This is a genomic window from Mediterranea sp. An20 (assembly GCF_002160055.1).
GTDB classification, from domain to species: Bacteria; Bacteroidota; Bacteroidia; order Bacteroidales; family Bacteroidaceae; genus Bacteroides; species Bacteroides avicola.
Window position 1 is genome coordinate 1 of the sequence record NZ_NFJV01000038.1, and the last position, 26,460, is coordinate 26,460.

Annotated in this window: 18 protein-coding genes and 4 pseudogenes; 12 read left to right on the forward strand and 10 right to left on the reverse strand. The window is 46.3% G+C overall.

Annotated elements, in window-relative coordinates:
• Positions 1-953: pseudogene (locus B5F34_RS15630) on the reverse strand (DNA methylase); the annotation flags it as partial.
• Between the two features lie 530 nt (positions 954-1,483).
• Between B5F34_RS15630 and B5F34_RS15635 the strand changes: the two are divergent.
• From B5F34_RS15635 to B5F34_RS15645, 3 genes are read left to right on the forward strand one after another with little or no spacing between them, the layout of a single operon-like run.
• Positions 1,484-3,451, forward strand: a complete 1,968-nt coding sequence (locus B5F34_RS15635) for a TIR domain-containing protein (RefSeq protein ID WP_087340736.1) — start codon at positions 1,484-1,486, stop codon at positions 3,449-3,451.
• Positions 3,452-3,460: 9 nt separating this feature from the next.
• Positions 3,461-4,057: a TIR domain-containing protein gene (locus B5F34_RS15640; RefSeq protein WP_087340724.1), complete on the forward strand. Its 597-nt coding sequence runs from the start codon at positions 3,461-3,463 to the stop codon at positions 4,055-4,057.
• Positions 4,058-4,072: 15 nt separating this feature from the next.
• Complete coding sequence (locus tag B5F34_RS15645; protein WP_087340725.1) at positions 4,073-4,594, forward strand: toll/interleukin-1 receptor domain-containing protein; 522 nt, start codon at positions 4,073-4,075, stop codon at positions 4,592-4,594.
• 111 nt (positions 4,595-4,705) lie between these two features.
• Here B5F34_RS15645 and B5F34_RS15650 read toward each other — a convergent pair whose 3' ends face one another.
• The 3 genes from B5F34_RS15650 to B5F34_RS15660 are packed head-to-tail and all read right to left on the reverse strand — an operon-like array spanning position 4,706 to position 7,900.
• Positions 4,706-5,761, reverse strand: a complete 1,056-nt coding sequence (locus B5F34_RS15650) for a tyrosine-type recombinase/integrase (RefSeq protein WP_087340726.1) — start codon at positions 5,759-5,761, stop codon at positions 4,706-4,708.
• Positions 5,745-6,692 carry a tyrosine-type recombinase/integrase gene (locus tag B5F34_RS15655; protein WP_087340727.1) on the reverse strand — a complete coding sequence of 316 codons (948 nt, stop codon included), beginning with the start codon at positions 6,690-6,692 and terminating at the stop codon, positions 5,745-5,747. The genes B5F34_RS15650 and B5F34_RS15655 overlap by 17 nt, the downstream gene beginning before the upstream one ends.
• Entirely contained in the window at positions 6,689-7,900 is a 1,212-nt protein-coding gene (locus B5F34_RS15660) for a tyrosine-type recombinase/integrase (protein ID WP_087340728.1), read from the reverse strand. Before B5F34_RS15660 ends, B5F34_RS15655 begins: the two co-directional genes overlap by 4 nt.
• A gap of 156 nt (positions 7,901-8,056) precedes the next feature.
• On the opposite strand from B5F34_RS15660, the pseudogene B5F34_RS15665 reads away from it, so the two are divergent.
• The 9 genes and pseudogenes from B5F34_RS15665 to B5F34_RS15720 form a co-directional block, all read left to right on the forward strand.
• A pseudogene (locus tag B5F34_RS15665) lies at positions 8,057-10,000 on the forward strand (helicase-related protein); the annotation flags it as partial.
• A gap of 421 nt (positions 10,001-10,421) precedes the next feature.
• Positions 10,422-10,832 carry a DUF4313 domain-containing protein gene (locus B5F34_RS15675; RefSeq protein WP_013616486.1) on the forward strand — a complete coding sequence of 137 codons (411 nt, stop codon included), beginning with the start codon at positions 10,422-10,424 and terminating at the stop codon, positions 10,830-10,832.
• An 820-nt stretch (positions 10,833-11,652) separates the two neighbouring features.
• Positions 11,653-12,066, forward strand: coding sequence for a single-stranded DNA-binding protein (locus B5F34_RS15685; protein ID WP_013616488.1), 414 nt, complete (start codon positions 11,653-11,655; stop codon positions 12,064-12,066).
• 150 nt (positions 12,067-12,216) lie between these two features.
• A pseudogene (locus B5F34_RS18095) lies at positions 12,217-12,399 on the forward strand (hypothetical protein); the annotation flags it as partial.
• A 462-nt stretch (positions 12,400-12,861) separates the two neighbouring features.
• The gene (locus tag B5F34_RS15700; RefSeq protein ID WP_087340731.1) at positions 12,862-14,592 is read left to right on the forward strand and encodes a ParB/RepB/Spo0J family partition protein; all 1,731 of its coding nucleotides are present in this window, start codon (positions 12,862-12,864) and stop codon (positions 14,590-14,592) included.
• Positions 14,593-15,049: 457 nt separating this feature from the next.
• Positions 15,050-15,247: a hypothetical protein gene (locus B5F34_RS15705; protein ID WP_013616490.1), complete on the forward strand. Its 198-nt coding sequence runs from the start codon at positions 15,050-15,052 to the stop codon at positions 15,245-15,247.
• Positions 15,248-15,258: 11 nt separating this feature from the next.
• Complete coding sequence (locus B5F34_RS15710) at positions 15,259-15,537, forward strand: hypothetical protein (protein WP_072544701.1); 279 nt, start codon at positions 15,259-15,261, stop codon at positions 15,535-15,537.
• A gap of 7 nt (positions 15,538-15,544) precedes the next feature.
• Positions 15,545-15,817 (forward strand): hypothetical protein, encoded by a 273-nt coding sequence (locus B5F34_RS15715; protein ID WP_087340732.1) that lies wholly within the window; start codon positions 15,545-15,547, stop codon positions 15,815-15,817.
• A 31-nt stretch (positions 15,818-15,848) separates the two neighbouring features.
• On the forward strand, positions 15,849-16,217 hold the full coding sequence (locus tag B5F34_RS15720; protein ID WP_013616493.1) for a hypothetical protein: 369 nt from the start codon (positions 15,849-15,851) through the stop codon (positions 16,215-16,217).
• Between the two features lie 114 nt (positions 16,218-16,331).
• On the opposite strand, the gene B5F34_RS15725 is transcribed toward B5F34_RS15720, so the two are convergent.
• The 6 genes and pseudogenes from B5F34_RS15725 to B5F34_RS15745 form a co-directional block, all read right to left on the reverse strand.
• Entirely contained in the window at positions 16,332-20,486 is a 4,155-nt protein-coding gene (locus B5F34_RS15725) for an Imm5 family immunity protein (protein WP_087340733.1), read from the reverse strand.
• Entirely contained in the window at positions 20,483-21,955 is a 1,473-nt protein-coding gene (locus B5F34_RS15730; protein WP_204245628.1) for a DUF6138 family protein, read from the reverse strand. The genes B5F34_RS15725 and B5F34_RS15730 overlap by 4 nt, the downstream gene beginning before the upstream one ends.
• Positions 21,956-22,224: 269 nt before the next feature.
• Entirely contained in the window at positions 22,225-22,737 is a 513-nt protein-coding gene (locus tag B5F34_RS15735; RefSeq protein ID WP_072544698.1) for a transcription initiation factor IID, read from the reverse strand.
• Positions 22,734-25,166 carry a rhomboid family intramembrane serine protease gene (locus B5F34_RS15740; RefSeq protein ID WP_239449005.1) on the reverse strand — a complete coding sequence of 811 codons (2,433 nt, stop codon included), beginning with the start codon at positions 25,164-25,166 and terminating at the stop codon, positions 22,734-22,736. The genes B5F34_RS15735 and B5F34_RS15740 overlap by 4 nt, the downstream gene beginning before the upstream one ends.
• A 30-nt stretch (positions 25,167-25,196) precedes the next feature.
• A pseudogene (locus tag B5F34_RS17990) lies at positions 25,197-25,625 on the reverse strand (BatD family protein); the annotation flags it as partial.
• 156 nt (positions 25,626-25,781) lie between these two features.
• Complete coding sequence (locus tag B5F34_RS15745; RefSeq protein WP_083535625.1) at positions 25,782-26,369, reverse strand: hypothetical protein; 588 nt, start codon at positions 26,367-26,369, stop codon at positions 25,782-25,784.
• Positions 26,370-26,460 lie beyond the last annotated feature (91 nt).

The window sequence follows — 26,460 nt, forward strand, 5'->3', positions numbered from 1 at the left end:
CTCCTTTGGGCGTTCACACCCGTGCCGAGCATACTCGTCGAACCGAACAACACACGCACATGCCCCTCGTTCATCGCCTCTATCACCGCCTTCCGTGCCTTCTCGTTCTTGCACTCCTGAATGAAGCGGATTTCATGGGCGGGGATGCCGTAGTCCTCCACCAGTTTGCGCTTGATTTCGGTGTACACGCTCCAGCCACCTCCGGGCTGATACGTGCCCAAATCCGAAAAGACGAACTGCGTGCCTTTTTGCGCGTCGTACTTGCGGTAATACTCCGCTATCATCTTGGCGCAATGGCTCGCCTTGTTGTCGGGGTGGTCCTCGTAGTTCGGGTCAATCATGCGCATGTCCAATGCCATTTTCCGTGCATAGTCCGTGGCGATGAGCATCTTCGCCTTTTCCTCCGTTTCCGAGAGCGGCGGTCTGCCCAATATCGTCGCGTCGCCCGACTTGGCGAACTGCATCAGCTTTTCGATAAACACCTCTTGGTCCGGGGTGGGCGGTATGTGGTGCAGTATCTCGTTCTTCTTCGGACGGTCCACGCCAATGTCCTCCGCCGTGCGGTAGTCGGTTATCTCGTTGTAGAACGCCGCCAGCTCCGGCACCTTGATGAAGTAGCGGAAGCGTTCCTTCTGCACGATGTTGTTCGTCACGTTGAACTCGAAGTCCGTCGTCTTCTTGGCGAATATCGCCGCCCATGCGTCGAAGCAGCGGATGTCCTGTTTCTCCAGCGCCTTCGGGCGCAGGTATTTGAACAGCAGGTATAACTCCGTAAGGCTGTTGGAAATGGTAGTCCCAGACAAAAACGTCGCCCCCAAATCCCTGCCCGTCCGTTCCTGTATGGTGCGGATGGCGAACAGCAGGTTCAGTGCCTTCTGGCTTCCCTCGGAGTTGCCCAGCCCCGCCACACGGTCATGGCGCGTGTTGAACGTCAGGTTCTTGAACTGGTGGCTCAAATCCGAAATTTCGGATTTATCGCATTATCAGAATTTTCTTATTTTTTTGTTTGATATTCTAAATGTATTGAATTTCAGCATTTTTTATAAATATAAGTTCTGATTATTTTTACGATTGTAATATGCAGGGTATAGAATATATTCTGTTTACCACATTCTTGACTGTTGATCTCTGTACCAATTCTACAGAACGTTGTGTAACTCCCATTCCAGCAATATTGGTCATATCAAATTGTCAATTCTTTATTACTTAGCATTTTTTAGAAGATGTTATGTTGGTATATAGTTTTAAGTTTATACAGCAATGACATTTACTGCTAATTAATCAACTTTACATAACATAACCATATTTAGCATCAGGAATATGAGGTAATTCTCCTTTTTTATTGTATCTTTGCATCTGATAGTGTATGGTATTTTCATAATACATGAGTTTAACCACCCATAATATAATGAACAATTCCATTACATACTGTATTTAATATTTGTTAAAACTCCAACTTAAGTATAAATTACTTCTATTTTTTATGAGTTCCAATTTTAAAACACCTCTTTCTGTATATGTCTTGTATGACAAGGATAATACTAAAGGTGGCGAAACATATGAGAAAATTTACCATCTTCTGTGTCGTAACTCAAGTAGGCCTTTTGAAGATGGTCTTGATATACCAGTGTTCTTTCGAACAGATATGGCCAATCAAATTACCCCAATAGATATAAACTTCAGTAATAAAACTATTGCAATATTATTGGTTGATGACAATATGTATTGTAATACTATATGGAATGAGTATATAAAAGAATTATTAGTAAAACAAGCCAATGGGGCACTAAAAATATTTGCCGTCAAACTATCCAAGTATGCTTTCGATATAAATCCACTTCTTCAAGAAGAACAGTTTATTTGTTTGAAAAATGAGAATATTGAAACTGATTGGCATGAATTCCAAATAAGACTTTATGATAACATTTTACGCTATTTAAAGTCTTATAAAGTTGGGCAAAAGCTAAAATTATTCATTAGCCATTCTAAAAAGGATAAAGATCATTTAGGTGAATCTACGGCAATTTCTTTAAGAGATTATTTGCATTCAGATACTAAACTCGATTCTTTCTTTGATGTTAATGATATTCTGGATGGCCATCAATTTGCCCAACAAATTCAATCAGGTATAGCTTCATCCTTATTAGTTATCATAGAATCTGATACATATTCAGAGAGAGAATGGTGTCGAATTGAAGCTATCTCTGGTAAGAAAAATAATGTACCTTCAATATTAGTAAATGTATTGAATGGAGTTTCCTCTCGAACATTCCCGTATTTGGGCAATATGCCAAAGATTAGATTTAATGGCAAATGGGATGACGTAATTATCTTGCTTCTACGTACTGCCTTAGACCAATATTATGAGAAAGAATATCTTGAGCAATTGGTAATGAAGTGCGATTTGCAAAACACCTCTATTCTTCCTGTTCCTCCGGAATTAATAAATTTAATTAATATTGAAGATAATATAAAATCAATACTCTATCCTGAACCACCGTTAGGTCGTGAAGAGTTGGAGGTTTTGAATAAAAATGGTAGGATTACAAGTTTTGTTACTCCGAGTCAATTATATTCAAATATGAATAAAATGCAGGATAAGAAAATTGCAATTTCTATTTCGGAAACTCCGGAAGCTATAACTAAGGGGATTGGCAAAGCTATGTTTGATGATTTATCTGTTGAAATAGCTCGTCATCTGCTTGTTACTGGATCTAAATTGGTATATGGAGGTGATCTTAGAATTGGTGGATTCACAAAACTCTTATGCGAACTTTCATGTCAGTATGGCATAAAAGAAAAGTCTGCTCCCGGTACAATCTATTTTACAAATTATTTTGCTTGGCCTATATTTAATAGACTCTCAAAATCTGATATCGCTGAATTTAAATACAACCGCGTGGAAATAGTAAAAACAGAAATACCCCAAGGTGTAGGTGAGGATGATAAGGGGAAGTTCTTTGAGCCAACTACACCAAGTAAAATGTTTCTTTGGGCAAATTCTTTATCTATTATGCGTAAAGAGATGGAAGAGAATGTTAATGCACGTATCATTTTGGGTGGCAGAATTGTCAATTTTAAGGGGCGTATGGCCGGAATATTTGAAGAGGCGATTTGTGCTATACAGAAAAAACATCCAATTTATTTATTAGGAGGATTTGGTGGGGCTTCTGCACAAATAGTGAAACTAATGAAAGGTGAAACTACGGCAGAAAAACTATTTGAAGAAGCAAAAACCAATGAGGATTATAAAAATTTAATTGAATATTGCCAAATGAGTTGTCTGCCAACGATAAATTATGATGAACTGAAGATATTCGAAAATAAGGATTATCAGGTTCTTAGAAATGGACTTGATAAAGATGAAAATGAAATTTTATTCAACTCTATTAATATTCCCGAGATAATATCATTGGTTCTCAAGGGTATTAATAAAGTTTTTAGCAATTAATATAAAATTATGCATAAAGTATTTGTAAGTTTTCATCATGCCAATGACCAGAAATATAAAGAAGGTTTGGTTAGTTGGGGTGAAAAAAATAAAGTATTCATTGATGGCTCTGTTGACATGGGCGAGATTCCAGAAGATTGGAACGACCAAAAGATACGCGAATATATACGCGACGAGCATTTGAAGGATACAACTGTAACAATTTTACTTGTAGGAACTGAAACAAAAAATCGTAAACATATTGATTGGGAATTATATTCAAGTATGTATGATGGTACAGTGAATAAGAAGTCCGGTATTGTTGTGATATTACTACCATCTGTTAAAAGCGAATATTATACATGCGCTCATAGTAGTGAGAAAACATTTTACCCAGAAACGACACAATGGATGTCTATTGATAGCCGAGAAGAGTATCATAGGCGTTATCCATACTTACCGGAACGCATCATTGATAATTTGCTCGAACCCAACGCCTTTATATCTGTAATCAATTGGGATAAACTAACACCTGATATTTTGAGACAGATGATTGATAATGCATATAATAGTCGTGCCACTTGCACTTATGATTTATCAAGACCAATGCGTAAAAAAAATGGATAAGTAGAATAATAGATTATGGCATTAAATAGATTTTATTTAACCGAAAATTCCATTGCACAAAGAAGTGGCTTATGTATATTCATAAGTCACCAAAAAAGAGATTCGGACACTGCTAAAAAAATAGCAGACTATTTTATTACTTCTGGTATTGATGTCTATTTTGATGAATATGATACAAAAATAGACAGAACGAAACCTTACTCGGTTGTAAGTGCAATTAAAACAGGTATCAGAAACAGCACGCATATGTTATGTCTTTTATCCCAAAATGCATTGGATTCAAAATGGATTCCTTGGGAAGTCGGATATGGATATGATAGAACAACTGTTGTAGGGTTAACATTAAAAGAAATATCACAATCAGTCTTACCCGAGTATCTTCAAATCGTTCCAATTCTAAGAGGTACAAAATCGTTGAATAACTTTATTTCTAATGTGTTAAAACGAGATGAATCAACGCTTATAAATGAGAGGAAATTATTTTCCGCATATCAATCTCAGCATCCTTTAGACTCTGTCCTTAATTGGCAACTATAACATAACTTCCAACAGGTATAATACCTTGCTGGAAGTTTATATAATATAACAAGCAGTACTTGTATATCTTTATCGGGTAAGAGGAAAACGAAGAAGTAAAATTTCTCCTACTCAATTTGTTTTTGTAAGCCCTAAAAGTATTTCAAGATTTGCTTTTCCTTCCTCTGTCTTCCACTTTTTTCTCATTTTCTTTTGATTTTCGCCTTCAAGGGTTTCCAAAGCTTTTTCTTCTTGTTTTGTAGTTATATCAAGATATACCATTGTGGTTTGAATACTTTCGTGTCCAAGTAAGTATGAGATTTGGGCTATGTTCATTCCGTTTTCAAGCCAGTGTGAAGCTTTGGCATGTCTAAATTGATGGGCATGTAAATCCACAGGAACATCTTTGCACCTTTCATGAGCTATTGTGGCATATTTTTTCAGCATCTTGTTCACGTTTTCAGGGGACATCGGGACATATATGCCTTTGCTCTTAGAACAGAAAAGTAATGCATTTGCATCATTCTGTTTCGGATGGTATTTGATAAGATACCTTTTCAAGCATTGTGCTGGCTTGGCCAAAAGAGGAATCGGACGTTTCTTTCTTCCTTTGCCAATGACTATTATGTGAGGTTTTACACAGTCTATAACAATATTGCCAATTTTCAGAGTCAGAAGCTCATTGATGCGAATAGCGGTGGAATATAAGAGAAGCATCAGAGTGTAATCACGAAAGCCTATAGTACTCCCTTGATTAGGCATGGACAACAATACATCAACAGCCTGTTTACTGAGCCCGATAACCTTTCTTTTAGAGTTTTTCTCATTTGGAACATTTTCCGCTTGTAAGAAAACAGACATATAGGATATATCTCTAAACGACAAATATTTTAGAAAAACACGCAAGGCTGACAATCTTACATTACATGTTGCTGGGCTACAACCCCTATTTTTCTTTAACCAAATGATCCACTCCATTAGATATTCCATACAGAAACATTCTGCGCAAAATGTTTCTGGTGTAGTACCTTTTATGACTCTGAGGAATTCTACATAGAGTTTTATGGAAACTTTATAATTTCTCTTTGTGTGAGGACTGCATGCCTTGATTGAAGGAACATAGTGTTCAAGCCAGTCATGCAGATAATCTGCTATCTGCATTGCTTGCGGATTAATCTTCTTTTTCATCTGTCTTTAATTTTAATAATTGATTCTCTGTATATTCCATTATATCAGAAATCGCTGGAGTCAAGGAGTAATAAGCCAACGTGCTTTCTATTTGTCTGTGCCCCATGCTCTTGCTTAGGGCCAGCAACTTGCCGTGAACGGAAAATCCTTGGTGCGTCCATCTGTTAATATTCTCTACAGCGTAGTTGTGCCTTAGTTCGTATGGAATTGCGTGGGATGAATTACAACTTTGCCACAGCACCCGGAAGTGATATGTCACCCATACAGGAGGATGCGGCTTGTCATCCGGTGTCGGAAAAAACACCCTACGGTGCGGAACCAACTCATCTATTCTTCCGTCATAAGTACGCATCAGATCCAGCATTGTATCATGAAGAACTACATAATGTTGGTCATACCCCTTGCCTCGCTTGATGGAAACCACGCCATTTTCAAGGTTTACGTCATCGCGTTCCAGCAGGATGGCTTCGGTTGTCCTCATTCCTGAACTGTATAGTAAGCGGAAGAATACCGGCAGTGTCATGTGTTGGATGGTAGCGGATCTGCCACGCCTTGGCCTCGTGTTGTCGCAAGCGTCGAAGAAGCGCTTCAATTCTTCGTGTGTGAAATGATGCGGTGTGTAAGTCTTCGGTACAGACCTTGGCACTTGTGGCAATTCAAGCTTCGCCATTCCACGCTTGTTCATGTATTTGATGAAGTTCAAAATAGGATAGACACGTGATAAACAAGAGTTTGTACATTCAGATGAACGTTGCTTGCACCATCTGTCCACGATTTCTTGGGATAGCTCAGTCTGTTCGGGATATTCCCTCGCACAAAAATGATCAAATAGTATTATGTTCTTGACATAACTATAGCTGTCACGTCCGGAAGCCTTGCGGTATTTCACATATCTTTCTATCGCATCAGAAAGGAACGAAATCGTTTTCATACGTTAAACACCCCCTTTCCAATGGGAAAGTGTTCTATGCTCAATGAACATTCCTTCAACCTCTTGAATTCCGCACTAAGGTAACGGTCAATAGAATCTGGGGACGCATGACCGAGGGTGGCACTTATGACAGCTTGCTGCACACCACCTTGTAACAGAGTCGTCGCCACATTATGTCGGAACAGGTGCAGGCTCTTTCTCTCATTTCTACCTTGTCTTATTCCTGCTTTGCACATGACTTTTGAACATATGGCATCGAGATTGCTTGTATGAAGCCTTCTGTATGGCACGTGTATTGTGAGAAAAACATATGGTTCCGAACTTCGGGGACGTTCTTTGAGCAGGTAATCAAATACAGCGTTTCCTACCACGGCACGGAGTGGCAATGTCAGTGGCTGTCCAGTCTTTACCTGAGTGATTTTTATCAGGTCGTGTTCCCAATCGAAACTGTTAAGCGTGAGTGCAGAGATATCACACCCACGCAATCCCGTATACATGGCCAAGGTTATGATAGCTTTGTCCTGTAGGGAGATTGTGTCATCATGTTCTAAAGTATACCTGATAGCAGTAAGTTCTTGCTCCGTAAGGTATTGAATGTTCTTCCGCATGTTGGGTATGGCTGGCAGATATGCGATTATACGTTCAACGGACTTGCCATAGTGGGGCAAACAGGCTTTCAGTCCATATTCCACCGAATATTTGAGTGAATGACCCATATTCGGTTTTCCGTCTTTGGAAAACACTTCCAATACTGCATTTTCTGTTATTGACTCTAATGAGTACACCCCCATTTCCTGTAGCCGGAAGAAGAACGAAGATAGTGCATACTTCACATTTGTTGAAAATTTGCAACATCTGCCTACCATATTGAAAGCCATGTCTGTTACATCTTTGTATTCTGCGCTGAGCAACTCGTAGTGGTGCGGTTTACTGTAGTGTTTACGACCATCGGGTAATAATCCATCCTCGATATATTGGCAGATTATACGTAACAGGCGTACCTTGTTCCTATAAGTATACTTGTTGGACCACAATTCTTTTAGTGTCGGTTCAACGTCGGCGAGACTCTGCCATTTGTAATGGTTAGCATTTCCTGATAGCCACTCAGCCATTTTCTTCACATAGTCTATGTACATGGCTGAATAACCAGTGTCTTGTAAATAAGAAACAAGCTCCTTGATTTTTTCATTTAGATTAAATATGTCCATAATCGCATTTTGTTTGAAAGTTATTACAATTATAGACGTAATATAATCAGAACTGTTTATGGTGCAAAATAAATGATTACTAAATAATTAAGTAATTTAATAGGAAACTTATAAAAGTTCTGATAATGGCTCAAATCCGAAATTTCGGATTTATCGCACATGTTCAAGAACCTCATGTTTCAGACACGGCACACGAGGGTAGCGGGCATCGGCAACACCAAAGGCTCGCAAAGGGCGATGAATTTGCTTTTTGCCATCCGTGACATACAGCACCGTACAGGCCATGACCTCGGTGCGACATTCCTCTCCGGCACGGTGGTCGTCAATGCGCTTACCGAGCTGTATGTGATGTTCAAGTACCTGCGTCCTCATGAGTTGAGACGGCAGTCCATCAGTTGTTTTGATGCGTGGGCTGCGATATTCACGAAGAAAACCGCTGATTACGAGCTGAACGTGACAGGCTCAATCAAGCGTAAAGAGCGTTTCCGTACCTATATCAAGGTGCCGGAACTGGCGATGTTCCTGCGTGAGATTACCGACTACCGCACCGCCGACATGATTAACCTCGATGTGCCGCAAAAGAATGTGCGTTTCCTGTCATACGCCCCGACCATCGAGCAGGAGGAAATGATTGGGCGGCTGGTCTCCTTTGCGCATAGCGGACAATGGGAGGATTTGGGACTTGACATCCCCGAACCGGACAACCTCGACAAAGCGAAGATGCTCGTTGCTACCAATGTGGCACGCAAGATGGCTCTCGACATGAGACTGCTCGGAGACAAGTTCCATGACGATGCGGACAACAAGGCTTCTGTCTGTGCAAGGACGGTATATGACTATTATGTACGTTCCAATGCCAACCGGGGTACACAGTTCATATTCAGCGACCTTTCCACCTACAAGCCGAATGAGTGGAACATCTACACCGACATCAAGGACAAACTGGTGCGGCTCGGTATTCCGGCGGACGAGATACAGTTTATCCAGTGCGCCCAGACCGAGAGGGCGAGAAAGAAGCTCTTTGCGGACATGAACAGCGGCAGGGTGCGTGTGCTGTTCGGCTCGACTTCCATGCTCGGCACAGGTGTGAACGCCCAGCAACGGGCGGTGGCGGTGCATCATCTTGAGGTTCCCTGGAGGCCTGCTGACTTGGAACAGCGCAACGGCAGGGCGGTACGCAAGGGAAACACCGTCAAGCTCTGGGGCGGCAATGTGGTGGATATAGTCATCTACGGCACGGAGAAGACGTTGGATGCCTACAAGTTCAACCTCTTGCGTAACAAACAGATGTTCATCAATCAGATTAACAACGGCACGATTGCCGTGCGCCGCATTGACGAGGACAGCATGGACGAGGACAACGGCATGAACTTCGCAGAGTTCGTGGCCATCCTTTCCGGGAATACCGACCTGTTGAACAAGGCGAAACTCGACAACAGGATTATGCAGTTGGAAAAGGAACAGGCGATTTTCAAGAAAGAGCGCATCCGTGCCGAGCACAAGATTTCCGCCAACAGGCAGGACATCGAAAAGGCGGAACGGTTCATCGCCCAGGTCAATGCCGATAGGAAATACATCACGGCTTACACCGGAGAGCGGACGACCCTGCTGTTGAACCTGCCGCAAGCCACGGCAGAAGAAATCGGGCGTGAACTGCACCGCATGGCGAAAACATACCGCAGCGAGGCATACGCCACCATTGGCAGCTATATGGGGATGAACCTGCTGGTACGCAGCGAATACGACTTTTCCGGGACATTCGACCGCAACACGTTCTATGTCGAGGGCAGAAGTGGATTGAAATACCGTTGCGGCGTGTCGGGTGCGTTGCCGCTGGGTTTTGTCGAGTCGGCGCAATATCCCAAAACCACATTAGACAAACTGCCGGGCATCATCGACAATCAGCGCAAGAAAATCGAAAAACTGCAAAGCGAGCTTCCCACCTTGCAGGAAATCGTCAGCCGCAAGTGGAGCAAGTCGGACGAACTGGCAAGGCTCCGGCAAGAATGCAGGGACTTGCAGCGGCGGATAGACGAAGCCCTCAAGGAAGCGGAACAGAAACCGCATCCGGCACAGGAGGACATCGACAAAGCTGCCTGACCGTAATTCATATTTTAACCTTTACTCCCTGTCCGGTCGTGATGGCCGGGCAGGTTTTTCTGTATGGTATGCCCTGTGCGGCCCGCCCTGCCTTTATAGGCTGGCATCCTCCCTTTTTTACCCTTCCCCCTTATACCTGCCTGTCCATCCTTTTATATCTTTCCTTATCTTTGTCTTCGCAGCCAGTCCTTCCTTCCCGGCTTATTGTTCCGCGAAAGTAACGGATTACGGCTGTTCCCTACAAATCCTGCAAGCCTGCGGTGTCCGACGGAAATCTTCCTTCTCGGGGAGAAGCGTATTTCTGTCGCCAGATTTGTCCGGTTGCCGTTATCACTTTCGTGGTGCGGAAAAATAAATCCGGCGAAGGTCTTTAAGGACCAAACGCAGGGAAAATAAAAAAACGAAATTAAAAATTTGAAGTATGGAAAAAAACAGTGAGAAAAAAGTGGTCGTTGACGGTTTGACGTTAAAACTTCTGCGTAAGGATGAAAAATGGGTCTTCCCGTTTGTTACCTACTACCAGCACGGACTGGGCAGCCCAATCTGTCTGGAATTGCTTGAATATAAAGAAGACAGCAACGGTTTCGAGCCGGAGGCAGTCATAACCGTCAATCTTCCGGGCGTGGAGCGTAATGCCGGCTGCCAGTTCATCGACACGAACAACAACGGAGAAGCGGTGCTGGACTGGCTCGTGCTTTATGAGTTAGGTGTACCGACTGGCAGATACGCCGCTTCCGGCCATTGCATGTATCCCGAAGTGGACTTCTACCGGAGCGAGCGCTTCATGCGTCAGAAAGAATTTTGCGACAGGCATTTCAACTTCGTCGGCTGACAGGCAGGGGAAGGCAGTCATATTGGGCTGCCTTCATTGCCGGCAATTCCCTTTTTATGGCATACCGTCCCGGCATTTCATCCCTTTTCTACCCGGCTTTTCCCGCCCATGAAGCAAGGTAAGAGGTCTGTGCCGCTGTCCGCTCTTCAATCCAAGGTACGGAAGGCTGTGCCGGAGCACCGCCAGTCCGATTCTTGCCGCTCCATGCCGGAGCTTCGACAGATGTCGAAACAACACGGTATTCCGCTATGCAAGGCTTCCTGCCGGATCTTGCTCTGGCACATTCCGCCTTTAATCCGTATCTTTTCTTTCCGGGCCGTCAGTGTCATGGGCAAACGGTGACACATCCCGCTTTGCGCCGGCCTCCATATATTCCGGCAGATCTCAAGGCGGAAAGAGTCCCCTTTCTGTTTGCCCGGCAGACCACTGTTCTCTACCCGCCCAAGCCGTTTCTCCCGTTATATCATCCTTTCCCTCTGCTTTTATCCCCGGCAGGGCCGTCCGTACAGTTATAATCGGTGCGCCTTTATGCTTTCTCCGGATGCTTTCTGGCAGTCACCGGTCTGGTTTTACCGCTGCAAATATAGGCCGTTGCGCCTGTCCCTTACGTTTTGAAGTGCATTTCTTGCAAATTCTTCCTTGACAGCCGGGGCTGCCAAGAGTAATTGGCAAGAAAAAACGACGTGTGCGGCTTTGCCGACAGCCTTTGGTTGCAGCATAAAATCCCGACAGCGGTTCAGACAGAAAGGAACCGAAAAGAGGGAAAATAAAAGAAAGGTAACGGCAGGACCAACCACCTTGCCACAAAACATTTTATATTATGTTACATGTACACACTATCGGACGCATCGGCAAAGACTGCCAGGTGATTGCAGGAGCCCACGGCTCATTCATGGCTATGAACATAGCCGTTGACGATTATGCAAAGGGACAGAACGTCACCACATGGGTAAAGGTAAGAAGCAACAAGGAGAACCACATCCGGTTGGCTGAATACCTCACCAAAGGACGGCTGGTACTTGTTGAAGGCACGCTCTCATCTTCCCTGTGGACGGACAAAAACGGGGAGAGCCAGATTCAGCTTTCCATTACGGCGGAGAGCATCGCATTCATCAATACTGGCAAGAAGGACAGTTCGGCTGGCAGCCCGGACAACATGGCTGCCACTACGGACAGCACACCCGTTCCCCCTGCCGATATGCCGCAGGACGACAAGGACGACCTGCCATTCTGACAAAGGCATCCCGGTAACGGTATGGACTGGACTATGGTATATGCCGTATCCGGCAGTCAGGGAAATCGACCCGCTACCGGTATGGTATATGCCGGTTCCGGTTTACGCTCTGGACAGAAAGAAATAGGAACAACCCGAAATGATAGAGATATGAGTAATTACGATTTTATAAAGATTGGAAACAAGGTTTTCTGGCATGACCCGGACGGCGGTTTGTCGGACGGTGTGTATCAGGTGGTGGATGTCCCGGAGGAAATCGAAGAGGACAGTATCATTTTGATAGCCTCGGACTATTCGGAGGCGGAAGTATTCGCAGCGGAACTGTCGCCGCTGTGATTTTCTTCAGGTGGCATATCGGAGTTGCCTGATATGCTGCCTGTTCCGCCAATCCTTTTATACGATTTGTGGAAAAATTACCTTTTGTATTTGTCAAATATCACATTCTTTTATACCCATTTATAGCGTTCATCCACACCGTTTCCATCTCCGGCAAACCCGTTTCCCTTTTCTATACGGCCGGGCCTTTATCCTCTCCTGGTCATTCCTGCTGTCACCGGCCATTGGTTTTATCAGATGCGAAGGTCGGCAGTCGCGCTTGATCCGTCGGCTTGAAGTGCATTTCTTGCAAAATTCTTCCTTTCCGTGAAAGAGTAATTTGGCAAGAAAAGCCGCCGTATGAAGCTGTTCCGACGGCCGGAACCTGCATCCATAAAACCCCAAAGGCGGTTCGGCAGAAAAGAACCGACAAGAGGGAAAATAAAAAAACAAGTTATTAACAAATTAAATTTTTGAATTATGGAAGCAACAAACATGAAGTCAGTAGAGAAGAACATCGCATCGGTAGCATTGGCAGACATTCAGCCGAGTAATTACAACCCTCGCAAGACCTTTGACGAGGCGAGCCTTGCCGAACTTGCCGAGAGCATACGGCAACAGGGTGTCTTGCAGCCCATAGGTGTACGCCCCATTGATGAAAACCGCTTCGAGGTTGTCTTTGGCGAACGCAGATACCGTGCATCGCTCATGGCAGGACTGGAAACCGTTCCGGCAGTCATATACGAAGTGTCGGACGAGGTAGCCGAGGAAATGGCGGTCACGGAGAACCTGCAGCGCAAGGACGTTACACCCATAGAGGAAGCAAACGCCTATCAGAAACTGATAGAGAGCGGACGGCACGATGTGCATTCATTGGCTGTTCAGTTCGGCAAGTCGGAAGACTATATTCGCACACGGCTCAAATTCACGACTTTGATTTCCGAAATCGCAGCCCTTTTGGAAACGGACGAAATCACAATCAGTGTGGCAAGTGAAATCTGCCGATATGGTGAGGACATACAGAGTGAGGTGTACGACAGGCATCTGAAAGATGGAGTCATATACGGCAGTTGGCGTGGCATGAAAGCCGTAGATGTGGCGAAACGCATAGAAAGTGATTATACGACTGACCTTGACCGCTATTCCTTTGACAAGACCCTCTGCAAGTCCTGCCCGCACAACACCAACAACATGATGTTGTTCTGTGAGGGCAGTTGCGGAAAGTGTGCCAACAGGAAATGCCTTGAGGACATGAATGCAGCCTATCTTGTGGAAAAGGCCATGCAGATGTTGGCAGACCATCCTACCGCTTCGCTTGCTTATTCTATCTTTTACACCTACAACGACACGACTGTCAAGCGGCTTGAGGAACTTGGCTACGAGGTGGAGAGATTATCATGCCGCCATGAGGACTATCCCGAACTGCCCGAAGCACCCGAAGCGGCAGATTACGAGACCACGGAAGAATACGAAGAAGCCCAAAGGGACTTCGAGCAGGAGCAGGAAGATTACAAGGCTGAATGCGAGGACATATTACGACGAAGTGAAGAGGGGGAAATATCGCTCTATGTTCTTATCGGTAACAAAGACCTCTTTCTCGGTTATGTGGAGAACTCCGCAACGAATACGGCAAACGGCACGTTATCGACAAAGGAGAAAGAACTTACTCCGCTTGAGAAACTGGAAAAGCAGGACAAGCGCAATAAGGAAATCGCCCTTGAAAAGACGGTTGCGGACACCAAGAAGCGGATATTAGAGGTGGACACCGCCGAAACCAAGTTCGGAGCTGACGAGGACAAGATGATTTATTACTTCCTCCTTTCATATCTCCGCAGGGAGCATTACGCAGCCGTAGGCATTGAGGACGAGAATGTGTACTACCTTTCCGACAAGGACAAGTTGCGCATCATTGAAAACCTGAATGGCAAGGCGAAAGCCGTTATCCGCAGGGACTTCTTGATTTCCGAGTTCCAAGACGCACCGGCCAGCGATGCCGCAGCCACCCTCTTGCTCCGATTTGCGGAGAAGCACATGCCCGAAACGCTTGCCGAAATCCGAAAGGGTTATGATGAAGTCTATGAGAAACGCCACCAGCGCATCGAGGAAAAGAAAGCAGTCCTCATGGTGCAGGACAAAGCCAGGCAGGAAGCGGAGCAGCAGGAAGAACCGCAACCCGATGAAACGCCACAAGCCGAAGATGTAGCGGCTTGACCTTTCCATAATTCAGTTCAGAAGCAGGGCGGAGAAATCCGTCCTGCATACTGTTGTGTTATGTGGTGCGTCGGTCATGCCTTTTTTAGTGAAAGCCACAAGGTGCGACGGCGGCACCATGCCGCTGCTATCCCTTTCTAACCGCCTGCCGACCTTTTCCAAGGCCTTGCCTCACAAGGCTCATTCCCTTTATACCGTTTGGGGGCTTCCCATGTTTCCGCCTCCATGCCGTCACCGCCGCAGGTTTTCTACGGTGCGAATGTAGGCTGCCGCGCCTGTCCCCTCCGTTTTGAAGTGCATTTCCTGCAAATTCTTCCTTGCCGGGGCAAGAGTAATTGGCAGGAAAAAACATCGGGAATGGCTTATCCGGCGGCCTCTCCCTGCACCGTAAAACCCGAAGCGGCTCCGGTTGCAGGATGCCGAACAGAGGGAAAAGAAAAAACTTAAATTCAAAAAGATGAAAACATTGGAAGAATTGTTACAAGAGCTTGGATGTGTCGGTGACGCATTCGACAGTACAGGAGAATTTACAGAAGCTGGAGACAAGGCATATCGCTTTCTGTTGGATTTGCTGTATGACATTGAAGGATTGACAGGAGAAAGTGTATCAAGCATAGTCAAGGAACTTGATGGGATATGTAATGAGAATTATTAAAAATCAAAACTATGGACAGAAATATTCAGGAATCGAAAGAGTACAGACTCGCAAAGGAGTGGGAGATGGCGGTGAACAGCTACAGTTTCGACCCCAGAAAATTCGCTGCGGCTATCCCGGGCATGCACCCGACAAATCAGCAGAGCCTTTACCGGCTTATCCGGGAGTGCATCAAGGTCATGGCAGACGACAGCCGCCGTTACGATGACCGCAACAGGGCATCGCATGAGGAGGCGAAGTGCATCATGGAATATCTCAATGAACACGGAAAGTATATACCATTAAAATAAATCGAATATGAGAACAAAAGAATTGGAATTTGACGGCAAGACATACATCTGCCGTATCGTCGATTCAATTGACGGAGAAGAATTGTTGATTGGTTCAACCGAACTGCTTGACGCCTTGCAGCCGGGCAGTTTCGAGGATGTGAACGAAGGTTTTGCCAGTAAGGAAGCGGAATACCTATACGACGAGGTATTCTACTTTACAGAACCGCAGAATCTTCTTCTGCCGGACAAGGAACTGATTGAAGTCTTGAAGGAAAGCAACCCGGATTGGTTCGAATGAAAAGAGTATAAATCAATCAAAAATCAAGATGATGGACAAAAAATATGTGGTACAGGTCGCACAGACCGTTAGAGAACAACTGATAGCAACGACCCGCATGGAAATCCTCATGTCTTGGGGTATCGGACAATTCACGCCTGCCATATTCAAGGATTTGCCGGGTCTGAAATTCCATGTGAACGGAAGACTATTTCAGGGCGATGTGCTTATATGTCTGAACGGCTCGGACTATTACGAGGTGTATCTTCGGGACGGTACGGGGGTGGAGTGCATCAGTGATGAAGTCTGTTTCGATGAACTGGGAGAGCTAATTGACCGCCGCATCGAAAGCGGGACGGACAAGGAGGAATATGCCCGTTTCTGCGAACAGACGGCGATGTCGCTCAGATGGTACAAATAAAGACATAGGGGAAAAGGATAACCCCGGAGGTCAGGCAAAGACCTTCGGGGCTTATTCATGTTACAGGTTCAGAGCCGTTTTTGCCTGATTTCCGGCATTCTCCTTTACGGATTATTAATTTTGGATGCTTTTCATTATCGCATCTAAAATCAGGACATTTCCGGATATGCTGGATAATTCTTTTAATGCAGTCACTGCTTCCGGCGCGATTGTGTTTCCATGCCGGGAAACAATCCACTCCTTTATTTTCGGAAACACCGTGTCTTCCGTGAGGTCCCATTCGGGGACGAGACACCGTGTGAGGGTATCGAACACGAAATCACGGATACCGTTTTTAACCAGCTTTTCGCAAAACCGCTTCATATTTACCTTTTCATAGCCGAGAAGCACGCATCCGGAATATACGGACAGCAGATCTGAAAACCTGACGGAACCGTATTCGCTGCACTTTTCCGCTGCCTCTGTCAGAAGCGGGAGCAGGTTGGTTTTCAGATAACGCACGCTTCTGCCCATAGAATAACCGGCATGGAGGGCATTGACTGAATAGGTAAGGAATGATTCGCAGGATTGAGCCAGTGAAGTGGCGCTATCCGGTTGGTCGTCCGAGGGCTTGCCCGCAGGATGGTTTCTTGCCATCAGCCTTACACGGTCTCTTTCCACGAGTGCGGCCTGCATATTTTCAGCCATGATGTCACGGTAGTGCTGCCATGTGTCTCTCCTGTCACGGCTGCCTGCGAATGTGATTTCCATATAGCCGCCGGATGCAGATGACGCTATTTCCAATTCTCCGCTGCATACAGTCATGTCGGATGTCCTGTCCCACTTGATGCCATCCACTATGATTTCACTGCCGTATATTCCGGTTGGTGCGGGAATGGCTGATACCGGCTCCTTGTTTTCTTTTACCTGTAAATAAATGGCCGAAATATTATAGGCATTCTCTTCGTTCCGGACAGCAGTCACTCCGGCATCGTCCCACACGAGGAAACTCCGTCTGTCGTATTGTATGGTCCTGCCTCTGTCATCCTGCATAGTCTTATGGGTGATCACAATTCTCTCCTTGCCAAAAATCTGCACCATAACCGTGTAGGATAAAGGCATGGACATCTGCCGGCCGTTTATTTTCAACCGTCCCTCTGCAATTTCTACTCCGTCTGTGGCTTGTGTCTCGGAGGCTTCTGCAGGTCCTGTTTTGACGCTTCTTGTCGGTTGCGGCTTTGCAACAGGAGAAATGGTTGGCTGAGATTCAACGAACGGAGGTGCAAACATCAGGGTCACGTCTTCCGACAAGGGAGGCAGCTCGTATTCCCTGTCCGGGTAAGGCTTCGGATAGTTGAGCCAGTATCCCAGTTTCTTCGCTCGGCTTGACGTGCGCAGGAAATTCCAGAAATCTTCCGCCCGGTACAATGCATCTCCTTTATTAAGGGTATTCACGATGACAGTTCCGTCAGGCATCGCATGGATGGATTTGAAGGATTCGTTGCCCAACACGCCGGGACGGAGACGCAGCACTTCGTCCGTCTTCCGGTTCCAGAGACGGGCATAGTCGGTTCGGTTGCCGTTCGATCGGCTCTCCACCAGCACCCACTCCTTGTAGAACTCACGCAGGCGGAAAGAACCGTCTCCCATGCGGAGCGGGGCGATGTGGCATTCCTGTGTCGCCATGTTCAGGTCGAGCAGACCGGGCTCCGTCCATAACCCGCTGTTGCTCCTTGCCATGTATTCTCCCAGCAGAAGGAGCCGGGAGGTTTCCGGCACCGGAATACAGCCGCTACTGAACCTGTCATATCCGGACATGTGGAACGGCATCCTGTAATATTTTCCGTTGCCTTCATAACGGTAAACCGATGAACGGCTGAACTCTCCCGGTATTATATATGGCATTCCTTTGCCATCTATGCCGAAAGAGGGAGGATAATTCATCCGGTCAATGAAAATGAAACGGCTTTCATATTTCATTCCCCGTGATGACATGGTGAATATGGTGGCACTATGGATGTCACCCATGCATAAATAACGTCCGCACCAGCGGAACTCGTGCGGGCTCTCGAGGGACAGGCCGCTCAAGCGGGGCCATTCATCGGCTTCCAGGGGATTTCTGCCTCCAACGGCGAATGTAGACCACTTACTATAACTGCTTAATGCGGCATAAAAATCCAATTCTTCCGAATATAAAAGAGCCTTTATCTTTGTCTTGCGCTGTTTCACCGGCTGAAGCGGTGTGACACGTAGATCCGCAACGAATGTACCCTGCCATTTCTCAACATCCGCCTGTCGCCATTCCCCATAAGCGAAATAACCCGCAAAACCTCTTGTGATATATCTGTTCCCGTCATCAGGCCATGCCATCCTTTCACGGGGCATCTGCTTGCGCAGCTTTATGGTTTTTGCCTTCATTCCGAAATCATAACGGGGTTGTTTCAGCAGTTTGCAATACTGCCCGTACTTGCAACATTTCTCCTCAAAGGCCTGCATTTTCGCCTGCGGAACCAATGCCAGAAGATATATGTCATCCCCGTTCAGGTCATATAGTGCGTACCCGTATGAGGTAAGCTCCTGTCCCAGGGCAGTAATGCCCATCTCGTGCGAGAAGCAGGAATACTGCATCTCGATTTCATCGAAACGGTCCTCTTTCAATACCGGTATCTCTTCTCCCCATTTTTTCCTTATCTCGTTGAGTGTGTCGCCAACATCCCCCTCGTCCTTGCGTATGTCGAGGGCCTGATCCCGTACCTCCTCCATGCAGTCATGCTCGTATGCCTCCATCATCTCCCTTATCCATTCCTTCACGGCTTTGCCGGATATTCCTTTAGAAGCGGAAACACCGGCCGGGACTTTTGAAAAACGGATACCTACCCCCGAAAGTTTGTGCATCAGTATGACAAGCTGTCTGGGAGTGTAGTGTTCATCTTTTATCAGGTATTCGTTATCACGCAGGAGATAGCCGTCCTTTTCATTCCAATGCCCGTGAACGGAGTTGTCCCCGTTGCGTACATGGATGTGGTAGCTCGTGAACCTCGTGTAGTCGCCGTATAAAGCCTGAGGGCTGAACAGTTCGACACTCAGCGTGAACCACGCTTTCCTTTCCGTTTCGTTCCCCGACAGGAGGACCGTTTCCCCGTTGGAAGTGAAACGGAACGATACGGACCACTCGAAAGTGTCTGGGTACGGGATGCCTGCCTCTGCAAGCCATTTCGCCGCTTCAAGGTCTGGGATGATTTTCCGGTAGTAGTTAGCAAGCTCGTCTGTCAGCCCGTGCAGGTGTTCCCGCTCCGGCAGCAGAAGCAGGATGCGGTACAATATGCCAAGTTCTCCCGGTCCCTGCTCCATGAGGGTACGGGCAAGTCCCGACAGGCAGGCAACCGCACATTCGTCCGGGGACTGGGCGAGCAGGGCTACGCAGTACCAGAACCGGATGACATCATAGTTGTAGATTCCGGTTATGCGGTAATCCTCCTTTTCCTGCGGTGTGGAGGGTATGCAGGAATACCCCCGGATGACATCGGCCACGATACGGACAAGGGAGCTGTCCTCCGCATAAGGTTTCATCCGCTCCGTCTCTTTCCTGTTCGTGGGAGCATGGATGTATGAATCGAGGGCGGAGTTCAGCCGCTCTATCTTTCCGGACAATGCCGGGTCGCACCCGGGCGGCACAGGTATGTGGAGTGTGTTACGGTCGTTGACTGCATGGAAGGGTATGACCTCCTGCTGCGGGTTTTCATACATGGCGAGAGTCATGTCCAGGTACCAGTTCCAATACTCCCTACGTTTTTCCACGTCACCTTTCCAGTTATCGGAAAAGGGACTTCCACCGGAGCAGACCAGCGACACTATGAAATCGATGTCCATGCTCTCAGGGTCAAAACTGTCATCATCCTCTCCTTCGTAATCTTCCGGGTTCAGCATGGAGGCCGCATCACCGCAGACAAAATACCCGAGGCTGGCGATGGCCCAGCTCACGGTTGTGGTCGCCTCGTCAGGATTGTTCTGCACATGAAGCCACAGTTCGCCCGACTCCTTCTCGATGTCTTCCACCGAGTCCGGCTTTCTGTAAAGATGCTCGTTTATGCGGGAAAGCAGATGTACATTGTCCATAATCTGTCGCCCCGTGACAGAACAGGCTTTCTTGCAGCATTCGCACATGATTTTCTGCACGGTGAGTACATCGCCGACCTGTTTCATCAGTTCGATACGGCAGGACAGCGGCAGGTGCCCCGTGTCACTTTGGGCGATAATGCCTTTCAGTTTCTCTATGGTTTCTTTTATCATTTTCTCTGTATTCTCTCTTTTTTTATGTTAATGAAAACTTGTCGATACATCTCTTTCAGTTCCTCCGGAGCTGCGTCCACCACTTTCTGACCACCCTTGGCGCTGTTTTTGCCCCATATTACATAGCAAACTGTTTCCCATGCGTATTGCAGCACTTCTTCCGGGCTGGCTTCTGTTTCCTGACTGGGGGTATCATCCTCGTCATCATCCTCGTCGGAGGAAAAACCGCTTGGGACGATTTCAGACAGACGGGATTTTGTCTCCAGCAGAGCACCCAGGCTTTCGGCGTTTGCCATCCATGCGGCATAGTCCTTGGAATATTTCATGTCCTGCATGGACAGCACCCCCCGGACAAAAACGGGGACTGTATCGGCGGTAAAGCCGAACTGTTTCACATACTCCCGGAGGAATTTTTCCTGTAAGCGGGAGTGCTCATCATCGCAGAGGTCAAGATAATCCCACACCAACTGCCGCCACTCTTGCCCCAGCATTCCCAAGGCAAACACGGCAAAACTGCCGGGAAGGGCACACAGCTCATCGCTGAGATTGGTGTATTGTTCATATTGCCGCATGGCAAGCCGGGCGTACCGTTCCATCAAGTGGTGGAGGCTGGGGTATTGCACGGCACAGGCAAAAAGTTGGTTTACTCCCTTTTGGGGCAGTCCTGTAATGGGCAGATACTTCTTTTCCGGTCCTTTGAACTCCACAGCATAGCTGCGGGGAAAATCATCCTGCTCCAGAAGCTCACACAGGTAGTTCAGCACTTCATGACAGCATTCCTCCGTATTATCCCTGGCAGTAATACGGATGACGGCAAAGGCATCGTTGGCCGATGCGGTGAAGTGCACTGTTTTTCTCTTTTGCAGGTTGAACGGCAACCTGCCGGTTCCGTTTTCCTTCAGCTTTTCCACTATATCCGGTCGGACTTTCCCGACCAATCCCAACAGGTAATTGGTGTCCAAATACTGGAAGCTCATGCCATATACCTTATAGTTTACCGCCACATAGCAGGCAAAGCGCAGCAGCGGCTCCGGAACTTGCTCTGCATGGATACCTGGTTTCAGGGAATACTCCCGATTCCAGAAGCGATCATCTTCATTGTCTGTTGCAACAAAATACTTTTCCTGCAGCTCCCGTTTGAGCATATCAAGTAGATGGTGGTCAATTTCACCCCACCGGCTCTGGCGGCGCAGGTTTTCGCTGAAGGCGATGGCCTGTTCCGCATCCAGGGTCTCGGCCCGCTGTATTTCGGTCCACGCCCTAAGCAGTTGCCACACCTCAAAGGGCGCACCTTGACTGCTGACCACTACCGGCGGCCAGAGAGAATCAAGCCGCGTGATTCTCCCGTCAATAGCATCCTGGATGCACTGGTCAAAGAGCGGCTGCAAATCCTCCTGTACCTCGGGCTTCATCCAGTAACAGCGCCCGTCCTGGCTATTAAACTTGGGTAAATTCGTTGTTTTTTTCATTGCTATATAAAATCAACTTGTATGTTAATGATTTCACAAAAACCAGCAGGCCTTTATCCCGCATTTCCGGATATTCATTTGCCGTGCAATGCTTCCAGTCCGCAGGGTACTGGCAAACAGAGCCTGTTTCCTTGGAAATATATGCCCTTGTTGGGGCGTGCAATGCCGGCAGGAACAGGATAGCCGACAGGTACAGGATAATTTTTTGAATGTTGCCTTCATAGATGCAATTATGTATGTTTCCAAAAATATATCGTACTTCATTCCCGTTAGAAACAGAATCTCAAAAAGTTATACCAGCATACCGATAGATAAAACAGATCTCCGGCAATCAAGACAGTAAGCCGCTGTTTGAATTTCAGGTCACACTTTTCCTCCTTCAGCCTTCGCAGTTCCCTGAACATATAACTGAAGTCAACGGGAGTCCGGCTTAGCAGGTGGACAGGCAGCAAAATGATAGAGCCTACAAAATACCTCATTTCTCCGAACATGTAAAATGGGGCGAACAGGAACATCGGTATCAGTTCCCACCACCGGTAACTCACGTTCCTGTTCTTCTCTCTCTCCTTGTCAAGGCGTTCCTGCTCAGCACGGGCTGCGGCATCCAGTCTTCTCATGAAGGTTTCCTCCTTTTCTTCCATGATGTCGGCTATCAACTTGTAGTTTACACCGCGTCTGTACAGTTCCAGCTTGGCCTGTCTCACTTCCTTGTCCGTATATTCTCCGGTTACATTGTTGGCCATCATCAAAAGCTCATCGGTAGCGTATTCTTTTATTTTCATTGTGAGTTGGATGGTAATATTCTGACAGAACCGATTATATCATGGGCTTCGGATTCATGGGTCTCGGTCGCTGTCATTGAAACGATAATGAAACCGTCCAACGCCTTTTTATTCAGATAAAAAATTATACTCTGATTAAAGTTCATGCTGCCACCTCTTTCCAATGGATATTCCCTTCTGCCCGAAATCCGTTCAAACGGTATTCCGTTGATATTTACACTTTCGGGAGCGGTCCCGCTCATAGATTTCAACAACAGATTGCGTGCATTGTCGATTTCCTCGGTCGAAGAGAACTTTTTGTAGTTGAAGACAATGGTATTACCGGCATTGCCCATAAGCTGTAAAACACAGTTGTCATCTGATTTTACTACAGCATTCCATCCTGTGGGATATGTACACCTCAGTCCGCATGCTTTATTCACATACTCTCTCCTGCCGTCTCCTATGCTTTCATCGCTGCCGCTAAATGTTGCAGGATTATCCCCTTGGTTGGGTATATAATTGGTATGATCTGTTTCACTTTCCTGTATTCTGCCTTCAGATTCACTTTCCTGTGCGTATTTCTCTAATGTACCGTATTCCCACATGTTCCTTATTTCCCTAAAATCCGAAGGTACGGATTTTGTCAGTCCCGTAAAAAGGAATGCGAACATTATCAGAAATGTCATTTCAGCAATATATGCGATATATCGTGAGGCCCTTTTAGAGCTATACTTGTCTGCCAAAAGATAAGTTATACCCAATATAACTCCTGAGACAAGGCCTCCTATATGTGCCGCATTATCTATTCCTTCTTCCTTAGTTCCAAGCAAAAGATTGTAGATTACAAAGAAACCTATGCTAAACAAAAGAGATTTTCGCTGGTGTTTTTCTATCTTGTGATTGAAGATCAGGTAAGAAAGGAAGATGCCGTAAAGTCCGAAAATAGAACCGGAAGCCCCTGCGCTTATCGTTTCGGGATGAGCAGTAAGGCTTGCCAATGCCGAGAATAATCCGGTCAGGAGATAGGCGGTCATCAACTTTCTGCTTCCGATAATCTGTTCCAAGAATATCCCGATGTATAATAGAGCATACATATTCATCAGCAAATGGATTATCCCGATATGGATAAAATTGCAGGTCACGGTTCTCCACCAATCACCGGTAAGTGTGAGCGGGCCAAAATCTGCACCCCATTTCATCAAAGAAATGCCTGTCGGTTCTATAAGGCTTACCCCACATATAGACATCACTATAAACAATGCCACATTTATATAAATAAGTAAGGGGGTTGCGATATTTCCTTTTCTTGGAGTTATTAGTGACCAGAATGACAGATCTTTGTTATCCTTTCCATTTGTCTCCTTATCGACAGGAAAGTTATATTCCTCAGAGCCTGCAGGGTTATTCTTTCTCTCTGTATCATCTGTATCAACAGTATGGACAGTTGATATGGTTTTTTCCTGATTATACCTGACCTTACCCCAATTAGCAGATTGTCCGGATGTGCATTCACCCCCGGCAAAAAGATGCCCTTCTTGCCCGGCAGCACCGGCAAGTGCCTCCCTTATTCTTCGAATATTCCGTTTGTTATGTCCGAAAGAACATATCGAGGTACGCTTGTTCAGGTCGTTTACGCTATTGACCCATACCTGACCTTTGTCGAACACGACAAAAATCTGTTCTCCCCATGTCATACCCCAAAGGGAAGGATTGGTATGAGCCACGATGCAGTCCTCGCCGTAATGGTCTACGTCCCAGTCATAAGTTACCGACAACTTGTATATCTGGTCATAAATCGCCTGTTTGTCCAATGAGGTCGGTATGCTCTGGAAATCCAGCTTGCGCCGTTGGTGCCGGTAAAGTATAAAGGCAAGCAGTCCGGGAATGATACCGAGCCATAAAAGACCCTCTATATCAATATTGCTCGAATAATGCATCACTCCGCTTATGGAAATAAACATTGCGGCATAAAGCATCAACATATGCGATGCGCCGTAGTGGGTGTACGCCCAGCTGATAATCAGGGGAAGCGTCTTCTTTTCCAATACAAAGGCGGCAAGGGGAGCATTCTTTTCCTCACGGTAGCGAATCCGGTAGGCAAGCCACCATATCAGTTCGAACAATGCACCTATAATCAGGATTGCAACAATATAATCCGCTTCGTCCAGCTTGCTCTCCCTGGGTTTGATGGAATAAGGAACCCCGCCAAAGGTCAGTTCCTCGCAGGACACATCATAACCCTCGCTGGTAAAGTAATAAGTGTAAGTGTATTCCTCCTTGTTCTTGGAACTCGAATATGAGTTGCTGTTTGGCGGTACCGTTTTCCCGTTAATGGTCAACAAGGGGGGATTCTGGTCGGGACGGGCGTTGCAAGTCAGTATTGCACGGTACTTGACGTAATCGCTCTTCAGTTGCTCCACCTCCAGATGACATTCCAACTTGCTCATGTCCACTTCGGTAGGATGTACGGACACCCGGTATTCCGGCGTGGTATATGTCTTGCCATCGGCCGTCACGGATGCGACAGGGATTCTGGCTTCCCCACTGTTTTTGAACTGTACAAGATAATAGAAACCTGTTTCATAGCTATTGCTTTTCACACCGTTTATAATGGAACAGCTCTCTCTCTTATGCGGCTTCGGACCGTTCAACACTTTAATGCTGTCATTGAACACTGGGTAGGAAGCCGTGTCGAATCGGGAATTAACCAGTGCATACGTCAGCCGCAGTACCCGCCCGACACGGAGACCGCCAACCGTATCAAGCTCCGCATGAAAATATACGGAGTCTGCAGTCTCCGAAGCATGCGTATGGGCTACCGGCAAAAATGCAGATAGCAATAACAGGCAGACGAACATTCGGCTTCTGATGAAGCAGTATTTTGTTTTACTTGTTCTTTTTGTCATATATCGTTGTTGAATACCATATTAGCACTCCATTTTATAATATATTCCAGGTTATGTTTGGTGGATATGAGTTTGTACTGAACAGGTTGGGACACAGTAAATCCGTTTCCTGTGTCCCAACATCAAAGATTATCGGTCCTTGAACCTTGCCGGTTGTCAGTCGGCGTCGTTATCGCACATGTGCCGGATAAATGCCTCGTTCTTCTCGTATTCCACCCCGGTGAGGATAACGGGGTCTGCAAGCCCTACAATCTTGTACCCCTTGGTATATGTAACCAGGATGCAATAAAGCTCACGCCCTTTTTCATCCTTTTCCACTTGCAACTGCACCGGTTGGTCGTTGCCGCTGGGTAAATCGCACAGGTACTCGAAATCATGGCGGTTGAAGGCTGCTACTATGTCGTCCTTGTCTGTCATGCTGCTGATGAACTTCTTGGTCTTGTAACGCTTCACCTCGCCGCCACTTGTACGGTTATAGATTTTAAGGCCTGCGGCCAACGCGGTAAGGACACAGAAAACCGCCCCGATAACACCGGCTGTCCGTACCAGCCATGAGGGGATGAATGGCAGCCACCCGGGAAAAATGACAAGCAGCACACATACTGCCGTCAGTCCCCAGTAAATCATCGGTTTTACTTTGTCTTTTCGTTTCTCGAATTTCTCCGGCATGGCATCATAGACCTCTCCGAAATGGCTGGGAAAATGTTTTCCCTCATCCATAATTTTTTCTTCTTCCAGTTTCATTTTTCTCTGTTTTTTTATCCTATATTGAAATTTGATTTTTTCCAGGGTGATTCGTCATCCTCCAGCAGCAGGCTTACTATCTCGTATGCCG

Coding starts and splice junctions, on each gene's coding strand:
- B5F34_RS15635 (WP_087340736.1), top strand. CDS start 1,484: ATGAGTTCCAATTTTAAAACACCTCTTTCTGTATATGTCTTGTATGAC.
- B5F34_RS15640 (WP_087340724.1), top strand. CDS start 3,461: ATGCATAAAGTATTTGTAAGTTTTCATCATGCCAATGACCAGAAATAT.
- B5F34_RS15645 (WP_087340725.1), top strand. CDS start 4,073: ATGGCATTAAATAGATTTTATTTAACCGAAAATTCCATTGCACAAAGA.
- B5F34_RS15650 (WP_087340726.1), bottom strand. CDS start 5,761: ATGAAAAAGAAGATTAATCCGCAAGCAATGCAGATAGCAGATTATCTG.
- B5F34_RS15655 (WP_087340727.1), bottom strand. CDS start 6,692: ATGAAAACGATTTCGTTCCTTTCTGATGCGATAGAAAGATATGTGAAA.
- B5F34_RS15660 (WP_087340728.1), bottom strand. CDS start 7,900: ATGGACATATTTAATCTAAATGAAAAAATCAAGGAGCTTGTTTCTTAT.
- B5F34_RS15675 (WP_013616486.1), top strand. CDS start 10,422: ATGGAAAAAAACAGTGAGAAAAAAGTGGTCGTTGACGGTTTGACGTTA.
- B5F34_RS15685 (WP_013616488.1), top strand. CDS start 11,653: ATGTTACATGTACACACTATCGGACGCATCGGCAAAGACTGCCAGGTG.
- B5F34_RS15700 (WP_087340731.1), top strand. CDS start 12,862: ATGGAAGCAACAAACATGAAGTCAGTAGAGAAGAACATCGCATCGGTA.
- B5F34_RS15705 (WP_013616490.1), top strand. CDS start 15,050: ATGAAAACATTGGAAGAATTGTTACAAGAGCTTGGATGTGTCGGTGAC.
- B5F34_RS15710 (WP_072544701.1), top strand. CDS start 15,259: ATGGACAGAAATATTCAGGAATCGAAAGAGTACAGACTCGCAAAGGAG.
- B5F34_RS15715 (WP_087340732.1), top strand. CDS start 15,545: ATGAGAACAAAAGAATTGGAATTTGACGGCAAGACATACATCTGCCGT.
- B5F34_RS15720 (WP_013616493.1), top strand. CDS start 15,849: ATGGACAAAAAATATGTGGTACAGGTCGCACAGACCGTTAGAGAACAA.
- B5F34_RS15725 (WP_087340733.1), bottom strand. CDS start 20,486: ATGATAAAAGAAACCATAGAGAAACTGAAAGGCATTATCGCCCAAAGT.
- B5F34_RS15730 (WP_204245628.1), bottom strand. CDS start 21,955: ATGAAAAAAACAACGAATTTACCCAAGTTTAATAGCCAGGACGGGCGC.
- B5F34_RS15735 (WP_072544698.1), bottom strand. CDS start 22,737: ATGAAAATAAAAGAATACGCTACCGATGAGCTTTTGATGATGGCCAAC.
- B5F34_RS15740 (WP_239449005.1), bottom strand. CDS start 25,166: ATGAGCAAGTTGGAATGTCATCTGGAGGTGGAGCAACTGAAGAGCGAT.
- B5F34_RS15745 (WP_083535625.1), bottom strand. CDS start 26,369: ATGAAACTGGAAGAAGAAAAAATTATGGATGAGGGAAAACATTTTCCC.